Here is a 17,738-nt window from a genome sequence, read left to right as displayed (position 1 = left end):
GGGATAATGGAGGGAAGAACCGTGAGCAAAAGCCATACGGCAGAAGAACTCGTGCAAAAGCAGCTGGAGCATTACAACGCCCAGGATGTAGAGGGCTTTGTCTCCGTCTTTGCGGAGGATGTACAGATTCTCGATCATCCAAGCGGAAAGGTGCGGATGGCAGGGCGTGAGGAGATGAGAGCGTCCTATGCCAACATGTTTGCAAAAAATCCGAACAATCATTGCACAGTGAAAAACCGTACCGTATTTGGGAACTTTGTGATCGATCTGGAGGAGATCACAGGCAGGGACAATCGGGAGCCTTATCAAGCGTTGGCCATCTATGAGGTGAAAGAGGGCTTCATTAGTAGAGTCTGGTTTGTGGAAAAGGAAGAATAACAAGAGGAGACAGTCGGCTTGCAAGAAGCTGGCTGTTCTTTTTTTGGATTCCGCCGAAGGCTTGGCGAAGACGAGTTTTCTTATGAGCAATGAATAAATTCGAGCTCCATTTGAATGGGTGGGATGGTGGAAAGGTAAAATATACCATAATGCCATAGGAAGCCTGCACTGTTTGAAAGGAGGTCATCACGTGAAGTTCAAATTGCTCACCATTTTCCTCGCGATGCTGATAATGGCGCCCCAAGCCCCTATTGCACATGGGAAAAGCGCACAGTCTCCAAGCGCTTTTGTGCCGCCGAAAAATCCGTACTTGATTGATGGACCGTCGCAGAGTTTCCACGGGGATCCGTCCAATTCCGATGCGACGCTGATCAAGGGGCCGAGCGGTACAAAGCGGCTGGAAAAAGACCGGATCAAAGCAATCTACGGCGGATTGACGAATTTTCATTATTTGAGCGGCCCCGCGTATTCGACAGGCGAACAGGTGATTTGGCTGGCCAACAACAATCGGATTGCCAAAGTCTTGATCAATGATGGCCGTTTTGAGGAAATTGCCCACATGAGGATTCCCGGCCAGCCTTATCTGTCGCACCGAGCAGCGCAAAATGTAACCAAGAGATTTGACAAAGCGCGAACGGAAGAAGAATTGTTGGCGTATCTGGATAAAAACTTTCGCGGCTATTTTGGTAATGCCATCGCACAAGCAGGGACCTATTCGCTGATGGATCGCGAGGGAAGCTTATATACGCCAGTCAGAAACAGCATTATGGTATTTGGCGATGAGCAGCCCGGCATGGCTCATTCACGCATCGCGGTCAGGAGAAAGCTGACACTTCCAGCGACGATTATCCATCCGACCAAGCCTGATGCGATATTAGGGCTGCAAATGACGTACGATGGGCATCTCGTATTCGTCACGATTCGCGGTGTCGTCGGCGTGGTGGATCGGCATTTTCAAAAAGCGCCGCAGTATCTGCGTTTTACCGGGGAAACCATCACCAATTCGATCGCGGTCGATCCGCAAAATGGCATCTATGTCGTGACAGACAAATACATGCGCAAAGTGGTCTGGGATGGGCGCAAGCTGCGCAATGATACCGCAAGCGGTGCCTGGCAATCCCGTTATGATTCGGATTTGAATGGGACGGGAAGAAGCAGGCTCGGATCCGGTTCGACCCCGACACTGATGGGCTTTCAGGAGGGAGAAGACCAGCTGGTCGTGATTACGGATGGAGCCAGGATAATGAACCTCGTTGCCTTTTGGCGAAACGACATCCCGAAAGAATTCAAGCGGCAAAAGAAAACTCGCTCACGTCGGATCGCGGGACAAATCCCCGTCACATTCGGTCAGCCGGCAATCGAAAGAGCCCAATCGGAGCAGTCGGTCGCGGTGTGGGGATACGGTGCGTTTGTGGTCAACAATGCAGCCCCTGCGGCTCGGCCAGACCCGCTCGAGCAAGCGCTTGTAGCCGGCGTCTGGCAAGAGGGGCCCAAAGGCGTGGAGAAATTCACTTGGGACGCGCGGCAGAATCGCTGGAAACGGGCGTGGGCAAAGCCGGATGTAGGTTCACCGACGACCGTTCCGTTGATCAGCGTGGGGAGCAACCAGGTCTATGTAAATGGCAGGGTCAAGGGGAAGTGGGAAATCACCGGATTCGACTGGGAGACGGGCAAGCGAAAAACAAGGCTGATCGTAGGCGGCAGCCAGCTGTTTAACGGGGCCTATTCACAAATCCAGGTGCTGCCTGGCGGGGATATTGTCTACGGAGGAGTAACGGCTTATCTGCGGCTCAGAACCACGGAAGGCGATGAGGATCAATCGTAAGGCTACGTCAAAAACTTGGCGTAGCCAAGCTTTTTTCCGACACAGCTCACCATACATCGGCATAAATCGGCGTAAATCGGAGTAAAATTCATGGGTCTATTAGCATAGGACCGTCGAAAGATTGACGGATTTGACGATTTAGTACTAAAATTTTCTAATACAGGCAATTATCTCTTTTCAAAAATGATGAAAAAGCGAGGTTTGTGGGATGAATCAAAATTTTCCAACCCAAGCTGCGTTGGGCAATTACGCAGGATTCTGGATTCGTGTTGGCGCTTATTTGATTGATGCAGTTCTTATTTACGTTTTAACGCTTATTTTGACACTGGTTCACGAGAGCTTGGTATGGATCGCGTACATCGCTTCGATCCTGTACTTCCCATTGATGGAAAGCTCCAGCTACCAAGGATCGCTCGGGAAAAAATGGCTCGGCCTCAGAGTGGTTGACGAGCAAGGTGAGCGCATTGGCTTAGGTCGCGCGTTTGGCCGTTTCTTCTCCAAAATTTTGTCTGGCATCATCCTGTACATCGGGTACATCATGGTTGCTTTTACAGAGAATAAGCAAGGTCTTCATGACAAGATCGTTGGAACGTACGTAGTAAAAGGATAAGGAAAAACGTTTGGAAAACCTCTTGCTGGGGGATCACACTCGGCAGGAGGTTTTTTTCGGTCGATAAGAATTTATAAAATTCTCATCGACATAAGAGCAACTAAGCTCCGCCAAAGACTTGGCGCAGCCAAGTTTTTTCTAATGAAAGCATATCCAACAATTGACACTTACCAACTAGTAAGTTAAAGTGTAAAACATGGAAAATCGAAAAGAAGACCGCAAGTCACAAATCATCGACCTGACACTGCATCTCATTCAAGAAAAAGGATATGTGGCTTTCAGCTATGATGATCTGGCCAAAAAGCTGGGGGTCACCAAAGCAAGCATTCATTACCACTTTGAAAAAAAGGAGGACTTGGGTATCGCCGTCTGCAACCGGCTGGAACAGCAGCTCAAAGATATGTTTTATACCATGACTCATACTTATGTAGATCTAGAGAAGAAGCTGCATTTTTATGTCACAAAAAAAGCAGAACGGATTAAAGAAAATGAAATCTGCCTCATTTCAGCGTTGCAAAAAGATTATGAATCGTTGCCGGCACATCTTCAGGAAAAGCTGGCTTCGCTGAGCCGGATGGAGCTGACGTATATGATCGACCTGTTCCAGGAAGCAAAGGCAAAAGGCTTGCTCAAGGAGACCGTCGATCCAGTGGCCGTTGCCGCTATTTTCCTATCCTGTGTAAAAGGTGCTCTGCAATATAAACGGGTAATGGGTAATGATCTTGCACCGAAAATGTTCAACCAGCTTAAAGATTTGCTTCTTCAATCGCAATGATTTTTTACTCTTTTTTATGCTTCTTTACTTACTAGTAAGTAAGCTCCTCTCACAAGAAGCAGGGAACATCATATTGAACAATGGTAGTGGAGGATGAACTTGTGAAACGGAATGTAATCATCGGTGGAATTCTTGTCGCAGCTCTTGGGCTTGGCGGGTTCCTCTTGATCAAAAACGGGAGCGACGCGGTATCCGCTGCAACCGAGGAAAAAGGAAGCATATTGACAGCAGAGCAGGTCAACGTCTCCTTCCAAGGTGTGAGCGGGAAAGTCATCAATGTCAATGTCGAAGAAGAGAAGCACGTGAAAAAGGGCGATGTCCTCATGATGCTGGATCCGACCGACTTGAACCTGCAAATTGCCAAGCTTCAGTCAGACATCCACGCGATGGATATCAATATTAAAAAATCAGAAGACGCGATTCGCGTGGGGCAGAAAAAAGTGGCCACGCAGGTGGAACAAGCGCAATTGGGTGTCAATCTCGCGGCGACTGCAGAAAGCAAGGTGTTGCAAGGAGCGCGCCATGAAGAGCTGGAGCGCCAGGAATACGCCGTCAAATCTGCGGAGGAAACGTACCGCAATGCGAAGCTCAACTACGATCGCTCTCAATCGCTTTTTTCCAGCGGCGCCATTTCCAAAGCGGCTCTGGACAACGCACAGACCCAGCTGACCACGGCGGAGAGCGCCTGGAAGCAGCAGCAAAAGGTGCTGGAGCAGTTGAAAACAGGGGCGCAAGTACAGGATAAAGACCAGGCAAAAATCAATACGGCGAAGGCTCAGCTTGGCGTAGATCAGGCGCTGCAAGCAAAAGATGATCTGAACAACAGTGCGATCGGAGTCGAGCTGTTGAAGGAGCAAAGACAGGCGCTGCAAATCCAGCTGCAGTCCTTGCAGGTTCAGAAAAGCCGCTTGACCCTGGTCGCACCGACAGACGGAAAAGTAGTGCGTGTGGTTCCGAAGCAAGGCGAGAATGTGTCAGCAGGCACACCGGTAGTCATCCTGGAAACCGACAAGCTGTATTATGACTTCTACGTAAACGAGCTGCAGGTGAACCAGTTTAAAGTGGGAAAACCTGCGACAGGCCATCTGATCGCGTTGAATAAGGACATTACCGGTGAGGTGCGCTTCATTACCGTGGCGCCGCAATTCGCCAGCCTCCGGATGAGCCGGGAAAAAGGGCAGTCCGACCTGAGCTCGTTCCAGGTACGCGTCTACATCGACCGCAATGACGAAGCGATTCTGCCGGGTATGACCATTGAGGTGAATGTACAGTGAGCGCTTTCCGTGAAGAATGGAGTCGCATGACCAGCGGGAAGTATGCGATCACAGCGATCATCGTTCCCTTGGTTGTCGCTGTCGTGTTCGGATTTCTGTTCAGCAAAAATCAGATCAACGAGAGCAATGTGGCAGTCATCGATGAAGACAACAGCTTGTACAGCAAGCAGCTGATCGATAAAATCAATGCTTCCCAGTACATGCATGTGACGAATGTCTACCATCAGGCGGTGAAACCGGAGGAGCTGCTGTACAACGAGAAGAATCTGGCTGTCCTTTTTTTGCCGGCCGGACTCGAGCAAAATCGCTATCTCGGCAAGCAAAGCAATATCGGCTTCTTTATCGATAATAGTATTCCTGCGGCAAACGGCAATATACGCAATGCGATTTCTGAAGTCCTTACGACAGAAAACATGACTTCCCCCACGGTCGGTCGACTTCGGGCGATGGGGATGAATGACGATCAGGTGGCTGCTACCTTGACCAACTTGTCCCTGCAGCAGCGCTTATTATTTAACCCTACGAATGACAATATTAATCTCATGGTCATCGGCTATGTCACGATCGTCTGCTTCAGCAGCTTGCTGGGCACAAGCGCACAGATCGTGCCACGGCTCAGGCAGGAAGGCCGGCTTCAGCAGGAACTCCAAAAGCCGTTTGGTCTCTTGCTGCGCATCATGCCCTATGTGATCGCGACGAGTGCAGCCAACTTCCTGGCAATTGGCCTGCTCAAGCAGGTAGGCGGTTTCCGCTTTGTCGGCAGCGCCATCGAATTTTTGCTTCCCGTTTTGCTCTTTTTTATGACCAGCGGATGGCTGGGCATGCTGGTGGGATGGACGGCGAAGACACCGCAAGCTACGGCTCCGCGGATGACGGCTGTGATTATGCCGACGTTCATGCTGTCGGGAATCATGGCGCCTTTGGCCCTGTTTCCATCCTCTGTACAGCTGTTCAGCAACATACTGCCAGCCTCCTGGTTCTTCCGCTTTGTGCGGGGCATGGGCCTGCGCGGAGGAGAGCTGAAGTACTTTGGTGCGGAAATCGGCGCATTTCTCGTGCTTGCCGCCGTGTTTATCGGCCTGCTGTTTCTCTTGATGCTGCGTGAAGCAAAACAGGCAAAGCAAGCTGCGACAGCAGAAGGACCTGAGTTGAACGCATCTGCTGCGCTTCAAGAAACACCAACGGTATAACCCATTCCAATTTCCATATAGAAAGGTTGATTATCATGACGACAAATGCAAAGACCATGCTGGCTACTGATGAAGCCATGCGCAGCCGCCATTCTGTACGAAAATACCAACCGGGCGTAACGATCCCCGAAGCAGATCTGAATGAGATTCTGGAGCTGGCTGCGACAGCACCGTCCTCCTGGAACCTGCAGCATTGGCGCTTTTTGGTTTTCCAAGATCAGAAAAACAAAGAGCGTCTGCTGCCGATCGCCTACAACCAACAGCAAGTCGTAGACTGCTCCGCGGTGATTGTTGTCCTGGGAGACCTGGAGGCAGACAAGGTGTTTGAAGAGGTGTACGGTCCAGCCCTCAAGGCGGGAGCCATCCCGCAGCAGGCGTACGACACGCTGCAGGGGAATGTAAAAGCCGCCTATACCGGCAATCCTGAGTTGGCAATGAAAGAAGCACATACCAACGCAGCGTTGGCAGCCATGCAGCTGATGCTTGCGGCAAAAGCAAAAGGATATGATACCGTACCAATGGGCGGCATCGATCGGGAAGCGCTGGTGAAAGAGTTCAACATTCCTAGCCGTTACTACCCGGTCATGATGATCAGCCTGGGCAAAGCGGCTACTCCTGCTCATGCGACTGGACGCTTCCCTCTCGAAAAAGTGGTAATCAAAGAAGGTTTCTAATCGAAAACGCTTGGTCACCTTTGAAAAGCGCTGAACCTCGGTTTCAGTGCTTTTCGCTTTTTTTGATTTTTCCAATGCTGAAAATTGTTACCATTGACGTTTGGGTGGCATTCTGACAATATCAGGTTGATAGTGTAGACTTTTTAACAAATTGGAGAGAGGCACATGGCAGAATGGTTATTGGATTTATCTAAGATTATTTTGGTTAATATCGTGCTTAGTGGAGATAATGCGGTCGTCATCGCATTAGCTTGTCGGAACTTGAAGCCTGAAGTGCAAAAGAAAGCTGTCTTTTGGGGGAGCTTCGGAGCCATCGCTTTGCGGGTCATTCTCACGTTTGTCGCGGTTTGGCTGCTCAAGGTGCCGCTGGTGGAAACACTGGGGGGATTGCTGCTATTGTGGATCGCGGTGAAGCTGTTGGCCGGAGAAGAGGAAGGCGACAATATCACGGGAGGCTCCAGCATTCGGGAAGCCATCAAAACGATCATTATCGCTGATTTGGTCATGAGTCTGGACAATGTGGTAGCAGTAGCCGGTGCGGCCAATGGAGATTTAACCTTAATCCTCATTGGACTAGCCGTCAGCATCCCGCTGATCATCTGGGGCAGTCAACTGCTCATGAAAATCATGCAGCGCTTTCCAATCATCGTCCTGTTGGGTGCAGCTCTCCTGGGATATACAGCGGGAGAAATGATCATGGGAGATAAGATTGTCGGCTCCTATATCGAGCATCTGTGGCACGGGTTTGAAATCGCCTTTCCGATTGGACTGGCTGTACTTGTTGTCATCATCGGCAAATGGCTTGCAGCTCGTCATGGCAAACATGAAGAAGACAGCGCGGATTCCGCTGAGCTTCGCAAAAACGCATAATCATCAAGGCAAAAGGCCACCTGAATGGGTGGCCTTTTTCGTTTTCTGGCAAAGTGTCCGGGAAGGGTCTGGAATGTGCTGGATCTCTTGATTCGGACATTGAAAAAGGCGTAGATTAGAGCTAACAGCCATGTTGGTTCGGAAGCTATCGCATGACTGACACGTATTCCGAGTGCTTGACAGAGAGAAGAGGAGTGAACCATCATGATTACGCTTAGCGCATTAGACCAATCCCCCATTCCGGAGGGGAGTACGGCTAGCGAAGCTTTGGCGCAAACGGCACGATTGGCGCAGGAACTCGAACGGTTGGGCTATCAGCGCTTTTGGGTCTCGGAACATCATTTTACAACCAGCCTGGCCGGGTCCAGTCCGGAAGTGCTGATTTCCCATGTAGCAGCGAAAACAACGAAGATTCGCGTAGGATCGGGCGGCGTGATGCTCCCGCATTACAGTTCATATAAGGTAGCGGAGAATTTTCGCGTGCTGGAGGCTCTCTACCCCAACCGCATTGATTTGGGCATAGGCCGGGCACCAGGTGGGATGCCGCTCGCTACCCGGGCGCTGCAGGAGGGGAAGGTTGATAACGGGGTCGATCGCTATCCGCTGCAGATTCTTGACCTGATCTCGTACCTGCACGATGCCGTGGATGAAAGACATCCTTATGCAGGGTTGAAAGCCACACCCGTGATTCCGACCGCACCAGAGCTGTGGCTGCTCGGTTCCAGTGATGAAAGCGCACGCTTGGCTGCTCAAACCGGGGGAGCTTTCGCTTTTGCCCATTTCATCAATGGCTACGGGGGGACAGAGGCCATGCGCTGGTATCAAAAGCATTTCCGCCCGTCCTTTTTCGGAAACAAACCCCGTTCCATGGTGGCGGTGTTTGCCATTTGCGCAGAGACGGAAGAGGAGGCAAATCGGTTGGCTTCCAGCCTGGATCTGTCCCTCCTGCTCCTGGAAAAAGGCGGCCGGACCGAAGGCGTGCCTTCAGTAGAAAGGGCGCTGTCCTACCCGTATACCGATTATGACCGTTTCCGGATATCCGAAAATCGGAAGCGGATGATCGTGGGCAGCAAGGAGCAAGTCCGCGATCGCATTTTGCAGATGAGCAAAGACTATCACACCACCGAATTCATGATCGTCTCGATGACCCATGATTTTGAAGCGCGAATCAGATCGTATCAGCTTTTGGCTGAGGCCTTTTCATAAAAAAGCGAAGTCCTCCATCTTTTTAGGTGGAGGACTTTCTTTTATCGATCTCTTCTTGCACGACAAAGGCCAAATCGTCATTGCCAAACAATGCAAGAACATGCAGCAGGGTGGAATCCGGTATCTCCTCAGACTCCTCCCTGGGTACGGTATTGTCCATCATTTGCTTCAAGAGCGGGTTCTCGCCTTGCCGGGGATAAGCGCGATGGTAAAGTTCCGCTGCATCGAGACCATGATTGACGCACCATTGGGCAAAGATCAGGATCATCATGCCTTCATCGCGCTGGTAGCTTTGGATGATTTGTTCTTCCATTTCTTTTTTGCTCACGAGGCTTCTCCTTCGCTAAAACGTTGTATTCCCATAGTAGAGAAGTGGCGAGCTTCTTTCAAGTCCATCACGGAAAATGCGCTGCTGGAAAATTTTTGGGTATGATTTCGCGCTAACCCGCCATGAGAAGGTGTATGATGGGAGTAAGCTTCATTTGAAAGGAAAAGGAGTGAAAGGAATGAATGTACAAGAGATCATGAGCCGTCGCCAGCAGATCATGGAGAAAATGCCGGATCAATCGATTTTGATCCTCTTTTCGGGACATGAGAAAACGCGAACCCATGACGAGAAATACCCGTTTTCCCCGAATCGAAACTTTTATTATCTGACCGGAATAGCGAATCCGAATCTTGTCCTGATGATCAGCAAAAAGGCGGATGCCGCCACAGAAACGCTGTTTTTGGAGCGTCCCAACGAGGTGGCTGCAAAGTGGACGGGAGCTGTGATCACTGCGGAAGAAGCCAAGGAACTGTCGGGGATTGGCCATTATGCATTCTTAGATGAATGGCTCGATGCTTTTGGGGCTTCGGTACGAGCGGCTGACGGCCAAGCCAACGTGTATCTGGATTTGTATCGTTACGCGTGGGATGATGAGACGTCTTTAGCGGAACAATTTGCAGAGCGGGTGCAAAGCAAGTATCGGACGGCAACTGTGCACGATGCAGGTCCTTGGCTGAAAGAACTGCGGATGGTCAAATCTCCAGCCGAAGTCGAAGAAATTAAAAAGGCCATCGAGATCACGGATGAAGCATTGCGCCGTATTTGGGAGCATACAAGCCCGGGGGTCATGGAATACGAATTGGAAGCCCATCTGGATTTTGTGGCAAAATCCCACGGCATTCGGGAACTGCCGTATATCCCGATCGTCGCAGGGGGGAGAAACGCTACTGTTTTGCATTATTCCTCCAATAACCAGAAGATCGAGGATGGTCAGTTGGTGCTGATCGATCTGGGGATGAGCTCTAATTATTATGCCTCGGACATCACCAGAACCTTTCCGGTCAACGGCAAGTTTACGGAGCGGCAGAAACAGATTTACAACCTCGTGCTGGAAGCAGAGACCAAGACAATAGAGGCAGTCCGGCCAGGAGTTACTTTGCAGGAATTGAATAACATTACAAAGCGCGTATTGGCCGATGGTTTGAAGGAGCTTGGGCTCATCCAAGACGACACCGAGCTGGCAAAGTATTATTATCATGGGGTTGCGCATCACCTTGGACTGGATACGCATGATATTGGAGAGCGTGCCGCAGCCTTGAAGCCGGGTATGGTCATTACCGTGGAGCCGGGCTTGTATATGGAGGAAGAGTCGATCGGGATCAGGATAGAGGATGATGTGCTCGTAACCGAGAACGGGTTTGAAATTTTGTCTTCGCAGATTCCCAAGCAAGTAGACGATCTCGAGAAGATCATCGGATGGAAAAACACTGTCTAATTTTTTAATACTTGGAAATAATTGGGCATAGGGCCTGAGGATGATGCCTTATGCTCTTTTTTTAATTATTTTTTGGACAAACTAACGGAAGTGAAATCGATTGTTTTTTTGGGGTGACCATCATGATAAAGAAAGTCAGACGAAAAACTGTTTCGTTCCTGTTTCAGGTATGAAAAGGAAAGAACCTCTGGAAATGCTGATTTGGTGCATTGCACTCCCTGGTTTTGGTCAGTTGTTAAACGGAAAGTACTTGAAGGGTGTGATATTGATCCTGTTGGAAGTCATTATCAATATGGGAGCACGATTGAATGAAACGATTATTTACAGCTTTCAGGGCAACCTCCAACAAGCGATCGATGTGACAAATTACCAGTGGCTGATGTTTTATCCTTGTGTGTATATGTTCGGGATGTGGGATGCTTACAAAGATGCAGGGGGTGGAGAATCTCCGTACGCAACACTGCCGTTTGTGTTTTGTGCGTTTTTCGGAACCGTTGGAGTCATCTACTCCAGTAAGCAGTTCTTCGGCATCCTCTGGGGCCCTGTCTGGCTGGGGATGATTTTTGCGGGGATCGGAATAGTTGTCGGTCTTCTTCTCAAATGGTTGCTGACGTATATACAAAGAAAAAGCAGAGTGACAATATGACTGCCTGTCCGTGAACGATACAGGCAGTTTTTCATGTCGCGAGTCTATACGCCCTTTTGCTGCTGCTTCAGCAGGTCGCGGATTTCTGTTAACAGCGCCTCCTCTTTTGAAAGGACAACAGGTTCTGCGGCCGGCTTTTCTTCCTTCTTCCGCTGTAATTTGCTAATCCCCTTGATGAACAGGAAGATGGAGGCGGATGTGATGAGAAAGTCCAAGATCGTTTGCAAAAAGGCTCCATATTTCAGTACGGCCGTGCCAAAGGTGTAGGAAAACTTGGTAAGATCGATCCCACCTACCAAAAAACCAATGATTGGCATCATGAGGTCGTTCACCAGCGACGTAACAATTTTGCTAAAGGCCGCCCCAATGATCACACCGACGGCCAAATCAACGACATTTCCCTTTAGGGCAAATTTTTTAAATTCCTGCAGCATATCGAATGCCTCCCTAACATTGAATCACTTTTGTACAAAACCTTCATATTTTCCTACCTTACTGAGAACGACTGAATATTTCAAGCAATCGTCGTAATTAATACATGGATTAGGTATAAGGGATTCGTCCGTAGGTCACGGAATAGTGCGATTGATGGTAAAGAGGTAGTGCCAACGAATCATTTCTTCCTGTTTCCATGTAAGAATATATTTACCAATTAGTCGAATATTGGTAGGATATGGTGTGCTTTGCAACAAAACAGGTGATTTGGAGGACTTATAGCATGAGGAAATATATCCTTTTATTCGTAGCGGCTTTATTTTTATTAATTCCGTTTTCCCCCGCGGCTCACGCTGAGTTGAATGTGAATTGGGTGGAAAGCGGCAGCGTTGATGTGGGAGACAAACTCGCTACATTCACGATCCCGGACCAGCTGATGTATCTGAACAAAGAAGATACGCTGAAGCTGCAGCAAGAAATCGGAGACACTCCTACAGAGTTGGAGATTGGCAGTATTTTTCCGCAAAATGAAGATGAATCGTGGCTGGTAGTCGTCGAGTATGAAGATGTCGGCTACATCACGGATGAAGAAAAAAACGATATTGATGCAGATGCCATTTTGGACAGCTATAAAGAGGGAACGGAAGAAAACAACAAAGGCCGTGCTCCGGAAGACCAGCTGCACGTGGTAGGATGGGATGTGCCGCCATTCTATGACCAGCCGACCCATACCTTGCACTGGTCGATGATCGGCGAGGATAACAGTAAGAATCAGTTGATCAACTACAAGGCGCAGATGCTGACTCGTGAAGGCTATGTATCGTTTACCCTGGTAACGGATCCTGCAAATCTCGCAAAAGACAAACAGGTCCTGATGGATAAAATCATTCCGAATTTTACGATCAAAGAAGGAAAACGCTACGAAGATTTCGATGAGAGCACGGACAAGGTAGCGGAATACGGCTTGACCGGATTGGTTCTTGGCGGCCTTTTCAAATGGCTGACCGGACGAAATAAAAAGAATAAGCTGCAAGAGCAGCAGCAGGAAAACCAAAACCCGCAGGATCCTCCTCCACCAGCTTCCGTTGGATAATCTCACTGAAAATGCCCTTTTTTCAAAGAAGGGCTTTTTTCTTTTGCGTCATCCATAATTCGGCGCTCATTGAAGTGATTCGCTGTTACAATTAGAGAAAAGGAATGTAGCTGAAGAAGAAAGAAGGTAGGGATTCCTGTGTCTCGTTCACTTTATGTATCACTGATTTTGCTGAGCCTCATCTGGGGCGGATCATTCTTTTTTATCAAGATCCTGCTTCCTGATTTTGGCCCATGGACCATCGCCTTTCTCCGCTCTGCCTTTGGACTGGTGACCATCGTCATCATCATGTGGGTGCTGCGGGAGCCGTTTTCTTTGAAAAAGATCAGCTGGCTTCCCATGATACTGGTGGCTTTGATCAATACGGCCCTCCCATGGGCGATCATCGGGTTTAGCGAGACCAGACTAACGAGCAGCATGGCTTCCGTCTTAAATGCGACGACGCCAGTATGGACACTGATCGTGGGCATGTTGTTCTTCCAGGCGGTTTCCACCCGGATGCAATGGCTCGGCATGGGAGCTGCCTCCGTCGGCTTGATCGTCCTGCTCGATGTCAATCCGGTGTCGCTCATCTCGGTGGATGGCATCGGTTTTGTGTGCATGATAACGGCTACCTTGTGTTATGCGGTTGGATCTCAGCTGTCCAAACGTCTCCTGCCGGGATTGTCCATGTATCAGATCACGTTTGGTACGCTTTTGTGCAGCATGATTGGCAGCGGGGGAATCGCCTTTGCTGCTGATTCCGTATCGTTGGCACAGGTGGCTGACCCTGGGAATCTCGGAGCATTGATCGGATTAGGGGTATTCGGTTCCGGCGTCGCTTACATTCTGTTTTACCACATGGTCCAAAAAGGAAGTCCGGAATTCGCAACGATGGTGACGTATTTGGTGCCGGCAAGCGCCATCGTCTGGGGATATACGCTGTTGCATGAGGAGATTCACTGGAGCTTGCTGACCGGATTGGCGCTGATATTAGGAGGGGTGTTCCTTGCCAGCAGAAAGGGGAAACCCAAAACGACGGTCGTCGCAGCAGATTCATAAACGACCGGCACTTTCGGGTCGGATCAGAATGGCGTAACGGAGTGGATGGGGGTTAACCGGTCAATGGCGACACTCGCCAAAGTGCAGGTATGGTCTGTCACGAGCGCGAGAGAATGGTATAATAAGTCATTACATAGACAGGAGGAGGGGAATGAGATGGTTCGCTACTTGTTTGAATTCGAGCTCAAATCGACTGGGAAAAAGGGTGAATTCAGCTGGATCGCCGAAACAGAAGAGGAAGCGCGCAAGTTTGTGCAAGCGAAGATCGCTGATTTTGAGTTTGCCGATATGGATGATGTAGTCGTCGGCAAGCTATTGGCCACGAAGGACCCGAAAGGCAATCAGCACTATGAATGTGAAGGCTGCAGCGCCTGACCGTCGGCAAAAAAGAACCTGATGGCTCCACAAGGGGGCTCATCAGGTTTTTCGCGTTACTTTACTGTATCTGAATCGGCTCTGTCAAATACATAGAGCTTTCCATTTTCAGGCACGTTATATTTCGGGCCGGTAAATCCTCTTTTCACCAGCTCCTTGCGCATTTCCATCATCAGTGCAGCGTGACAGACGAGGAGTACGTTTTCGTGCTCGTGCTGGCAAACCTCATCCAGTATCGCAGCGATCCGCATGCGCACCTCTGTGCGATTTTCCGCATAGGACTTGTGCTGCAAGTACCATAAGAATCGGATCAAGATGGCCCACATCATGAAGGGCATCTTCATGCGTGTGATTTTCGCAAAGTCGGGGGAAGGGATCTCACGCAGCTCTGAACGGACCGTCATGGGACCCTGGTATATTTTCTCAGCGGTGGCAATGGCACGGGGCATGCTGCTGACATAGCAATGCTGCCAGTCCACGCCGCCCAAGTCTGTATCCACAGCGATTACCTCTGCGGCATCATATTCCCGAAAGAACTGGATCAATTCACCGGCGGACAGCAAAGGCTTCGCCGGATACTCCTTGTTGACCTTGAAATGACGCACCAAACCGATTTTCATCACGGACCTCTCCTTTTTGAATATATGACTATTTTTATATTTATAGTCACAAAAATACAAAATGAAAAGACTGCATGCGTAACAGTCTGCTAAGGATACTTGTTGTGTTCATGGTGTAAGGATTACTATAAAGCATATGTGACGAAAAGTATACATGAAGTCATAAAATGGACAGGAGTTGTCTATGCCAAAATTCACGGAAAGCGAAAAGGAAGAGATTCGACGCAGTCTGCTGACCAAGGGAAAAGAATTGTTTTTGAAGTACGGCCTGGCCAAAACAAGCATCGATGATATCGTACAGGCTTGCGGTATCGGAAAGGGATCCTTTTACAAGTTTTATTCCTCAAAGGAAGAATTGTTTTATGCCATCGTAAAGGAGGAAGAACGCGTACGGGATCAAGCACTCGGGTCGCTCTTCCAAGCTCATCCATCCAGTACAGAGCTGGTTCGTTCTTTTTTTGAGACCTGCTTTCGCATGGCGGAGGAAAATCCGTTTTTGCAGCATATGTTCAAGGAGGGGGAGTACGAACGTCTTCTCCGGAAGCTTCCCAAGCACGTCGTGGAAGAATCGTCGCGGGCGGATGATGAGAAAGGGAGGCAGGCGATCGAGGCCTTGATGAGCAGCGGGGTGTTTCGGGAACAAGATCCGGAGCTGATCGTGGGCATTTTAAAGGCTGTGCTGCTTTTGCGACTGCATAAAGAAAAGATCGGCGAAGAGCTGTTTCCCCGCGTGATGGATCGGCTGTTTACCTATGTTGCCGAAGGATTGACCAAACCAACGGACTGAATCTCGTCCGGAAGTGATTGACAGTGCAGGAAGTTCATGCTACTCTCGTACATAATTAATTCCCAGTAAATATATCGGAAAAAGGGAGAGGTACATATGAGCGCCAAGGCATCGTTTCGCAGGTTTTTAGCAGGAGCCGTATTAAGCACGACCGTCCTTTTGAGTGCAGTCGCCGGGAGCTTGCCAGCGCAGGCAGCCGGGGAGAATTACGCGGGGTACCTGGCAGACGGCTACGGGATCAAATGGGGACAGACGGTTACACAGCAAGCATTTGCTGATGCGCTGGTCAAAGCTTTGAAGCTCGATCAAGCCGCGCTTGGGCTGGAAGGAAAGGCAGACGAAGCCCTTTCTGTGCAAAAGGCGGTATCGCTTGCGGTCAAGGCAGCCGGACTGAAGGAGTTAGCCTATTCCTATCCGCAGGAAAAAGTGGACCAAGCTTTGAAAAAGGCGAATCTGGCGGGACAAGCGACAGGAGCATTCACGTTGGCACAGGAGCTTGCAGCCGCAGTTGATGTGGGCCTCCTCCCAGAGGAGTATTACAAGGAGGCGGTCAAAAATGGTCCGGTATCCGCCGATCTGGCCAGCCTGTTAGTCGGAAAGGCATTGGCTTTCACTGGCGGCTACAAAAACTATCTGGGGGGAACCGCTGACGATGATATTTACGGCAAGCTGTATCAAGCGTGGAACACCTCTACTCTGATCGAAGCGCCAGAACTGCGAAAAGTGGTGGATGAAGGCCTGAAGCAAAATCTGGTGACCGGCTATAACCTGAAGGACGCGCGATACGATTCCCATTTCGATCCGAAGCTGTCGATCACGTATGGACACAGTGACATCGCTCATGCGATTCAGCTGGTGGGACTGCTGCGCAGCGAGGGGATCTCGGCCAAGCTCCAGTTTGAACCGAAGACTTCTGCGTTCATCTATCTGAAAGAGTGGGGCGAGCCGCAAGAAACCCCGGATTACAAGGTTGTACAGATTGAAAACGGCAACTTTATCGCCTACTCCAAGGAGTATGACATCAGCTTCGAATTTGCGAATCAGCAAGACATGGAGCGCTTTGATTCGATCATCAGCAAATACGCCAAGAAGAATGAAGAGGATCAAAAGGGTCTCTTGATCGGTTCCTGGTGGCAGCCGCTGTACACATCGCTCACGGAATTGCCGAATTATCAAGAAATCACGAATAACAAGATTGTCAAAGGCAACTATATCGCACAGTCTTTCTCGTTGAACGAAAAATCGGCGGATGTTGTTGCGGGCTTCAAAAAGCTTGACCCTGCCATCAACATCACCGCGTATAAGTTTTGGGCCGATCAGCCGTTTTATAACTATCTGCAGGGTGAAAGCAAGTAACCCACTGAACATTGCCAAAAAGAGCAGCTACCCAAGTGACTGGGCTGGCTGCTCTTTTTGACGTTTTTATATGTGATCGCCCCGTGAGGAAGGGAAGAAAGGGACGGAGCGGAATTTTTGTCACACCTGCTGAGGTGGAGCTTCCAAAAACGGTACACGCTTGTCGCGCAACCCCGTCGGTTGAATATGCTTCCTCGAAACTTTTGCGCGACGTACCGGTTTTGGAAGCGGAACCGGACAGTCTCCGCTCCCTTGCGGGTGTGACAAGTATGGAGCTCCGCCCTTTCTTCCCTTCCTTCACCACTATGGTTACACAGACTGGCTTTTTGGCAGATTAGCGGAAGAACCCGCCAACGATCGGATACACAAAAGGCTTATCGTTAAGGGCATAAATGATCCCTTTGATCGGATAGTAGATGCTCATCAGGCCAAAGACGACCAAAAACGGAATGCCGATGAGGATGAACGAGAAGAACCAGGACACCGCAATCAGGATGCTCATCAGCAGATGGAAGAACAGGGCTTGCAGCGCGATGCTTTTCGTATCATGATTTTTCGCCAGGAGCCAGACCGCAAACGGGACCAGAATGGGCGCAAAGAACGTGCTAGCGTGAGTCAAGATTTTGATGATGTTGTTGTTCATGTAGAACAGCCTCCTTCGATAGTTCCATTATAAAGGTACTACCACAGGCATCGTAACGACCGGAGGAACGATTCTGCATCCTGCTCGAGACGGAGGAAAATCGCCGCATCCCAAACACGTTCATGAACGTTGGAAAAGCAGCTTTCATATAGTTTAAGGCAATGACCAATGAGGTGA

At 49.6% G+C, this 17,738-nt stretch carries 20 protein-coding genes; 16 read left to right on the top strand and 4 right to left on the bottom strand.

Annotated elements, in window-relative coordinates; translation table 11 throughout:
- The first annotated feature begins 21 nt into the window (after positions 1 to 21).
- From EIZ37_RS09400 to EIZ37_RS09360, 9 genes are all read left to right on the top strand, one after another.
- Complete coding sequence (locus EIZ37_RS09400) at positions 22 to 378, top strand: nuclear transport factor 2 family protein (protein ID WP_167568767.1); 357 nt, start codon at positions 22 to 24, stop codon at positions 376 to 378.
- A gap of 190 nt (positions 379 to 568) precedes the next feature.
- Positions 569 to 2,203 (top strand): hypothetical protein, encoded by a 1,635-nt coding sequence (locus EIZ37_RS09395; RefSeq protein ID WP_134684333.1) that lies wholly within the window; start codon positions 569 to 571, stop codon positions 2,201 to 2,203.
- Between the two features lie 208 nt (positions 2,204 to 2,411).
- Positions 2,412 to 2,813, top strand: a complete 402-nt coding sequence (locus tag EIZ37_RS09390) for an RDD family protein (protein WP_205683812.1) — start codon at positions 2,412 to 2,414, stop codon at positions 2,811 to 2,813.
- A gap of 196 nt (positions 2,814 to 3,009) precedes the next feature.
- Positions 3,010 to 3,588: a TetR/AcrR family transcriptional regulator gene (locus EIZ37_RS09385; RefSeq protein WP_134684332.1), complete on the top strand. Its 579-nt coding sequence runs from the start codon at positions 3,010 to 3,012 to the stop codon at positions 3,586 to 3,588.
- 101 nt (positions 3,589 to 3,689) lie between these two features.
- A complete protein-coding gene (locus EIZ37_RS09380) occupies positions 3,690 to 4,862 on the top strand; it encodes an HlyD family secretion protein (protein ID WP_235827933.1) in 1,173 nt (390 codons plus the stop codon).
- Positions 4,859 to 6,052, top strand: a complete 1,194-nt coding sequence (locus EIZ37_RS09375) for an ABC transporter permease (protein ID WP_235827932.1) — start codon at positions 4,859 to 4,861, stop codon at positions 6,050 to 6,052. The genes EIZ37_RS09380 and EIZ37_RS09375 overlap by 4 nt, the downstream gene beginning before the upstream one ends.
- 35 nt (positions 6,053 to 6,087) lie before the next feature.
- Entirely contained in the window at positions 6,088 to 6,726 is a 639-nt protein-coding gene (locus EIZ37_RS09370; protein ID WP_134684330.1) for a nitroreductase family protein, read from the top strand.
- A 165-nt stretch (positions 6,727 to 6,891) separates the two neighbouring features.
- Positions 6,892 to 7,596: a TerC family protein gene (locus tag EIZ37_RS09365; protein ID WP_134684329.1), complete on the top strand. Its 705-nt coding sequence runs from the start codon at positions 6,892 to 6,894 to the stop codon at positions 7,594 to 7,596.
- A gap of 204 nt (positions 7,597 to 7,800) precedes the next feature.
- Positions 7,801 to 8,802, top strand: a complete 1,002-nt coding sequence (locus EIZ37_RS09360; protein ID WP_134684328.1) for an LLM class flavin-dependent oxidoreductase — start codon at positions 7,801 to 7,803, stop codon at positions 8,800 to 8,802.
- Positions 8,803 to 8,824: 22 nt separating this feature from the next.
- On the opposite strand, the gene EIZ37_RS09355 is transcribed toward EIZ37_RS09360, so the two are convergent.
- Positions 8,825 to 9,130: a hypothetical protein gene (locus EIZ37_RS09355; RefSeq protein ID WP_134684327.1), complete on the bottom strand. Its 306-nt coding sequence runs from the start codon at positions 9,128 to 9,130 to the stop codon at positions 8,825 to 8,827.
- Between the two features lie 178 nt (positions 9,131 to 9,308).
- Here EIZ37_RS09355 and EIZ37_RS09350 point away from each other — a divergent pair, with 178 nt between their 5' ends.
- Together EIZ37_RS09350 and EIZ37_RS09345 are read left to right on the top strand one after the other, a co-directional pair.
- Positions 9,309 to 10,565, top strand: a complete 1,257-nt coding sequence (locus tag EIZ37_RS09350; RefSeq protein WP_134684326.1) for an aminopeptidase P N-terminal domain-containing protein — start codon at positions 9,309 to 9,311, stop codon at positions 10,563 to 10,565.
- Between the two features lie 193 nt (positions 10,566 to 10,758).
- Complete coding sequence (locus EIZ37_RS09345) at positions 10,759 to 11,211, top strand: hypothetical protein (RefSeq protein WP_235827931.1); 453 nt, start codon at positions 10,759 to 10,761, stop codon at positions 11,209 to 11,211.
- A 44-nt stretch (positions 11,212 to 11,255) separates the two neighbouring features.
- Here EIZ37_RS09345 and mscL read toward each other — a convergent pair whose 3' ends face one another.
- On the bottom strand, positions 11,256 to 11,645 hold the full coding sequence (mscL, locus tag EIZ37_RS09340) for a large conductance mechanosensitive channel protein MscL (RefSeq protein ID WP_134684324.1): 390 nt from the start codon (positions 11,643 to 11,645) through the stop codon (positions 11,256 to 11,258).
- A 284-nt stretch (positions 11,646 to 11,929) separates the two neighbouring features.
- Between mscL and EIZ37_RS09335 the strand changes: the two genes are divergently transcribed.
- From EIZ37_RS09335 to EIZ37_RS09325, 3 genes are all read left to right on the top strand, one after another.
- A complete protein-coding gene (locus EIZ37_RS09335; protein WP_134684323.1) occupies positions 11,930 to 12,739 on the top strand; it encodes a DUF2167 domain-containing protein in 810 nt (269 codons plus the stop codon).
- Between the two features lie 138 nt (positions 12,740 to 12,877).
- Positions 12,878 to 13,780: a DMT family transporter gene (locus EIZ37_RS09330; protein ID WP_134684322.1), complete on the top strand. Its 903-nt coding sequence runs from the start codon at positions 12,878 to 12,880 to the stop codon at positions 13,778 to 13,780.
- A 156-nt stretch (positions 13,781 to 13,936) separates the two neighbouring features.
- The gene (locus EIZ37_RS09325) at positions 13,937 to 14,155 is read left to right on the top strand and encodes a hypothetical protein (protein ID WP_134684321.1); all 219 of its coding nucleotides are present in this window, start codon (positions 13,937 to 13,939) and stop codon (positions 14,153 to 14,155) included.
- Positions 14,156 to 14,211: 56 nt separating this feature from the next.
- Here the strand turns inward: EIZ37_RS09325 and EIZ37_RS09320 are convergent, their stop codons facing one another.
- Positions 14,212 to 14,775 carry a histidine phosphatase family protein gene (locus EIZ37_RS09320; RefSeq protein WP_134684320.1) on the bottom strand — a complete coding sequence of 188 codons (564 nt, stop codon included), beginning with the start codon at positions 14,773 to 14,775 and terminating at the stop codon, positions 14,212 to 14,214.
- A 184-nt stretch (positions 14,776 to 14,959) separates the two neighbouring features.
- On the opposite strand from EIZ37_RS09320, the gene EIZ37_RS09315 reads away from it, so the two are divergent.
- On the top strand, positions 14,960 to 15,562 hold the full coding sequence (locus tag EIZ37_RS09315) for a TetR/AcrR family transcriptional regulator (RefSeq protein ID WP_134684319.1): 603 nt from the start codon (positions 14,960 to 14,962) through the stop codon (positions 15,560 to 15,562).
- A gap of 96 nt (positions 15,563 to 15,658) precedes the next feature.
- The gene (locus EIZ37_RS09310; protein WP_134684318.1) at positions 15,659 to 16,918 is read left to right on the top strand and encodes a hypothetical protein; all 1,260 of its coding nucleotides are present in this window, start codon (positions 15,659 to 15,661) and stop codon (positions 16,916 to 16,918) included.
- 334 nt (positions 16,919 to 17,252) lie between these two features.
- Here the strand turns inward: EIZ37_RS09310 and EIZ37_RS09305 are convergent, their stop codons facing one another.
- On the bottom strand, positions 17,253 to 17,561 hold the full coding sequence (locus EIZ37_RS09305) for a DUF4870 domain-containing protein (protein WP_134684317.1): 309 nt from the start codon (positions 17,559 to 17,561) through the stop codon (positions 17,253 to 17,255).
- Between the last annotated feature and the right edge of the window lie 177 nt (positions 17,562 to 17,738).

Source organism: Brevibacillus migulae (assembly GCF_004521915.1).
Lineage (GTDB): Bacteria > Bacillota > Bacilli > Brevibacillales > Brevibacillaceae > Brevibacillus_F > Brevibacillus_F migulae.
Note: the sequence above shows the minus strand (reverse complement) of the source record. Positions and strands in the feature narration are given on the sequence as shown.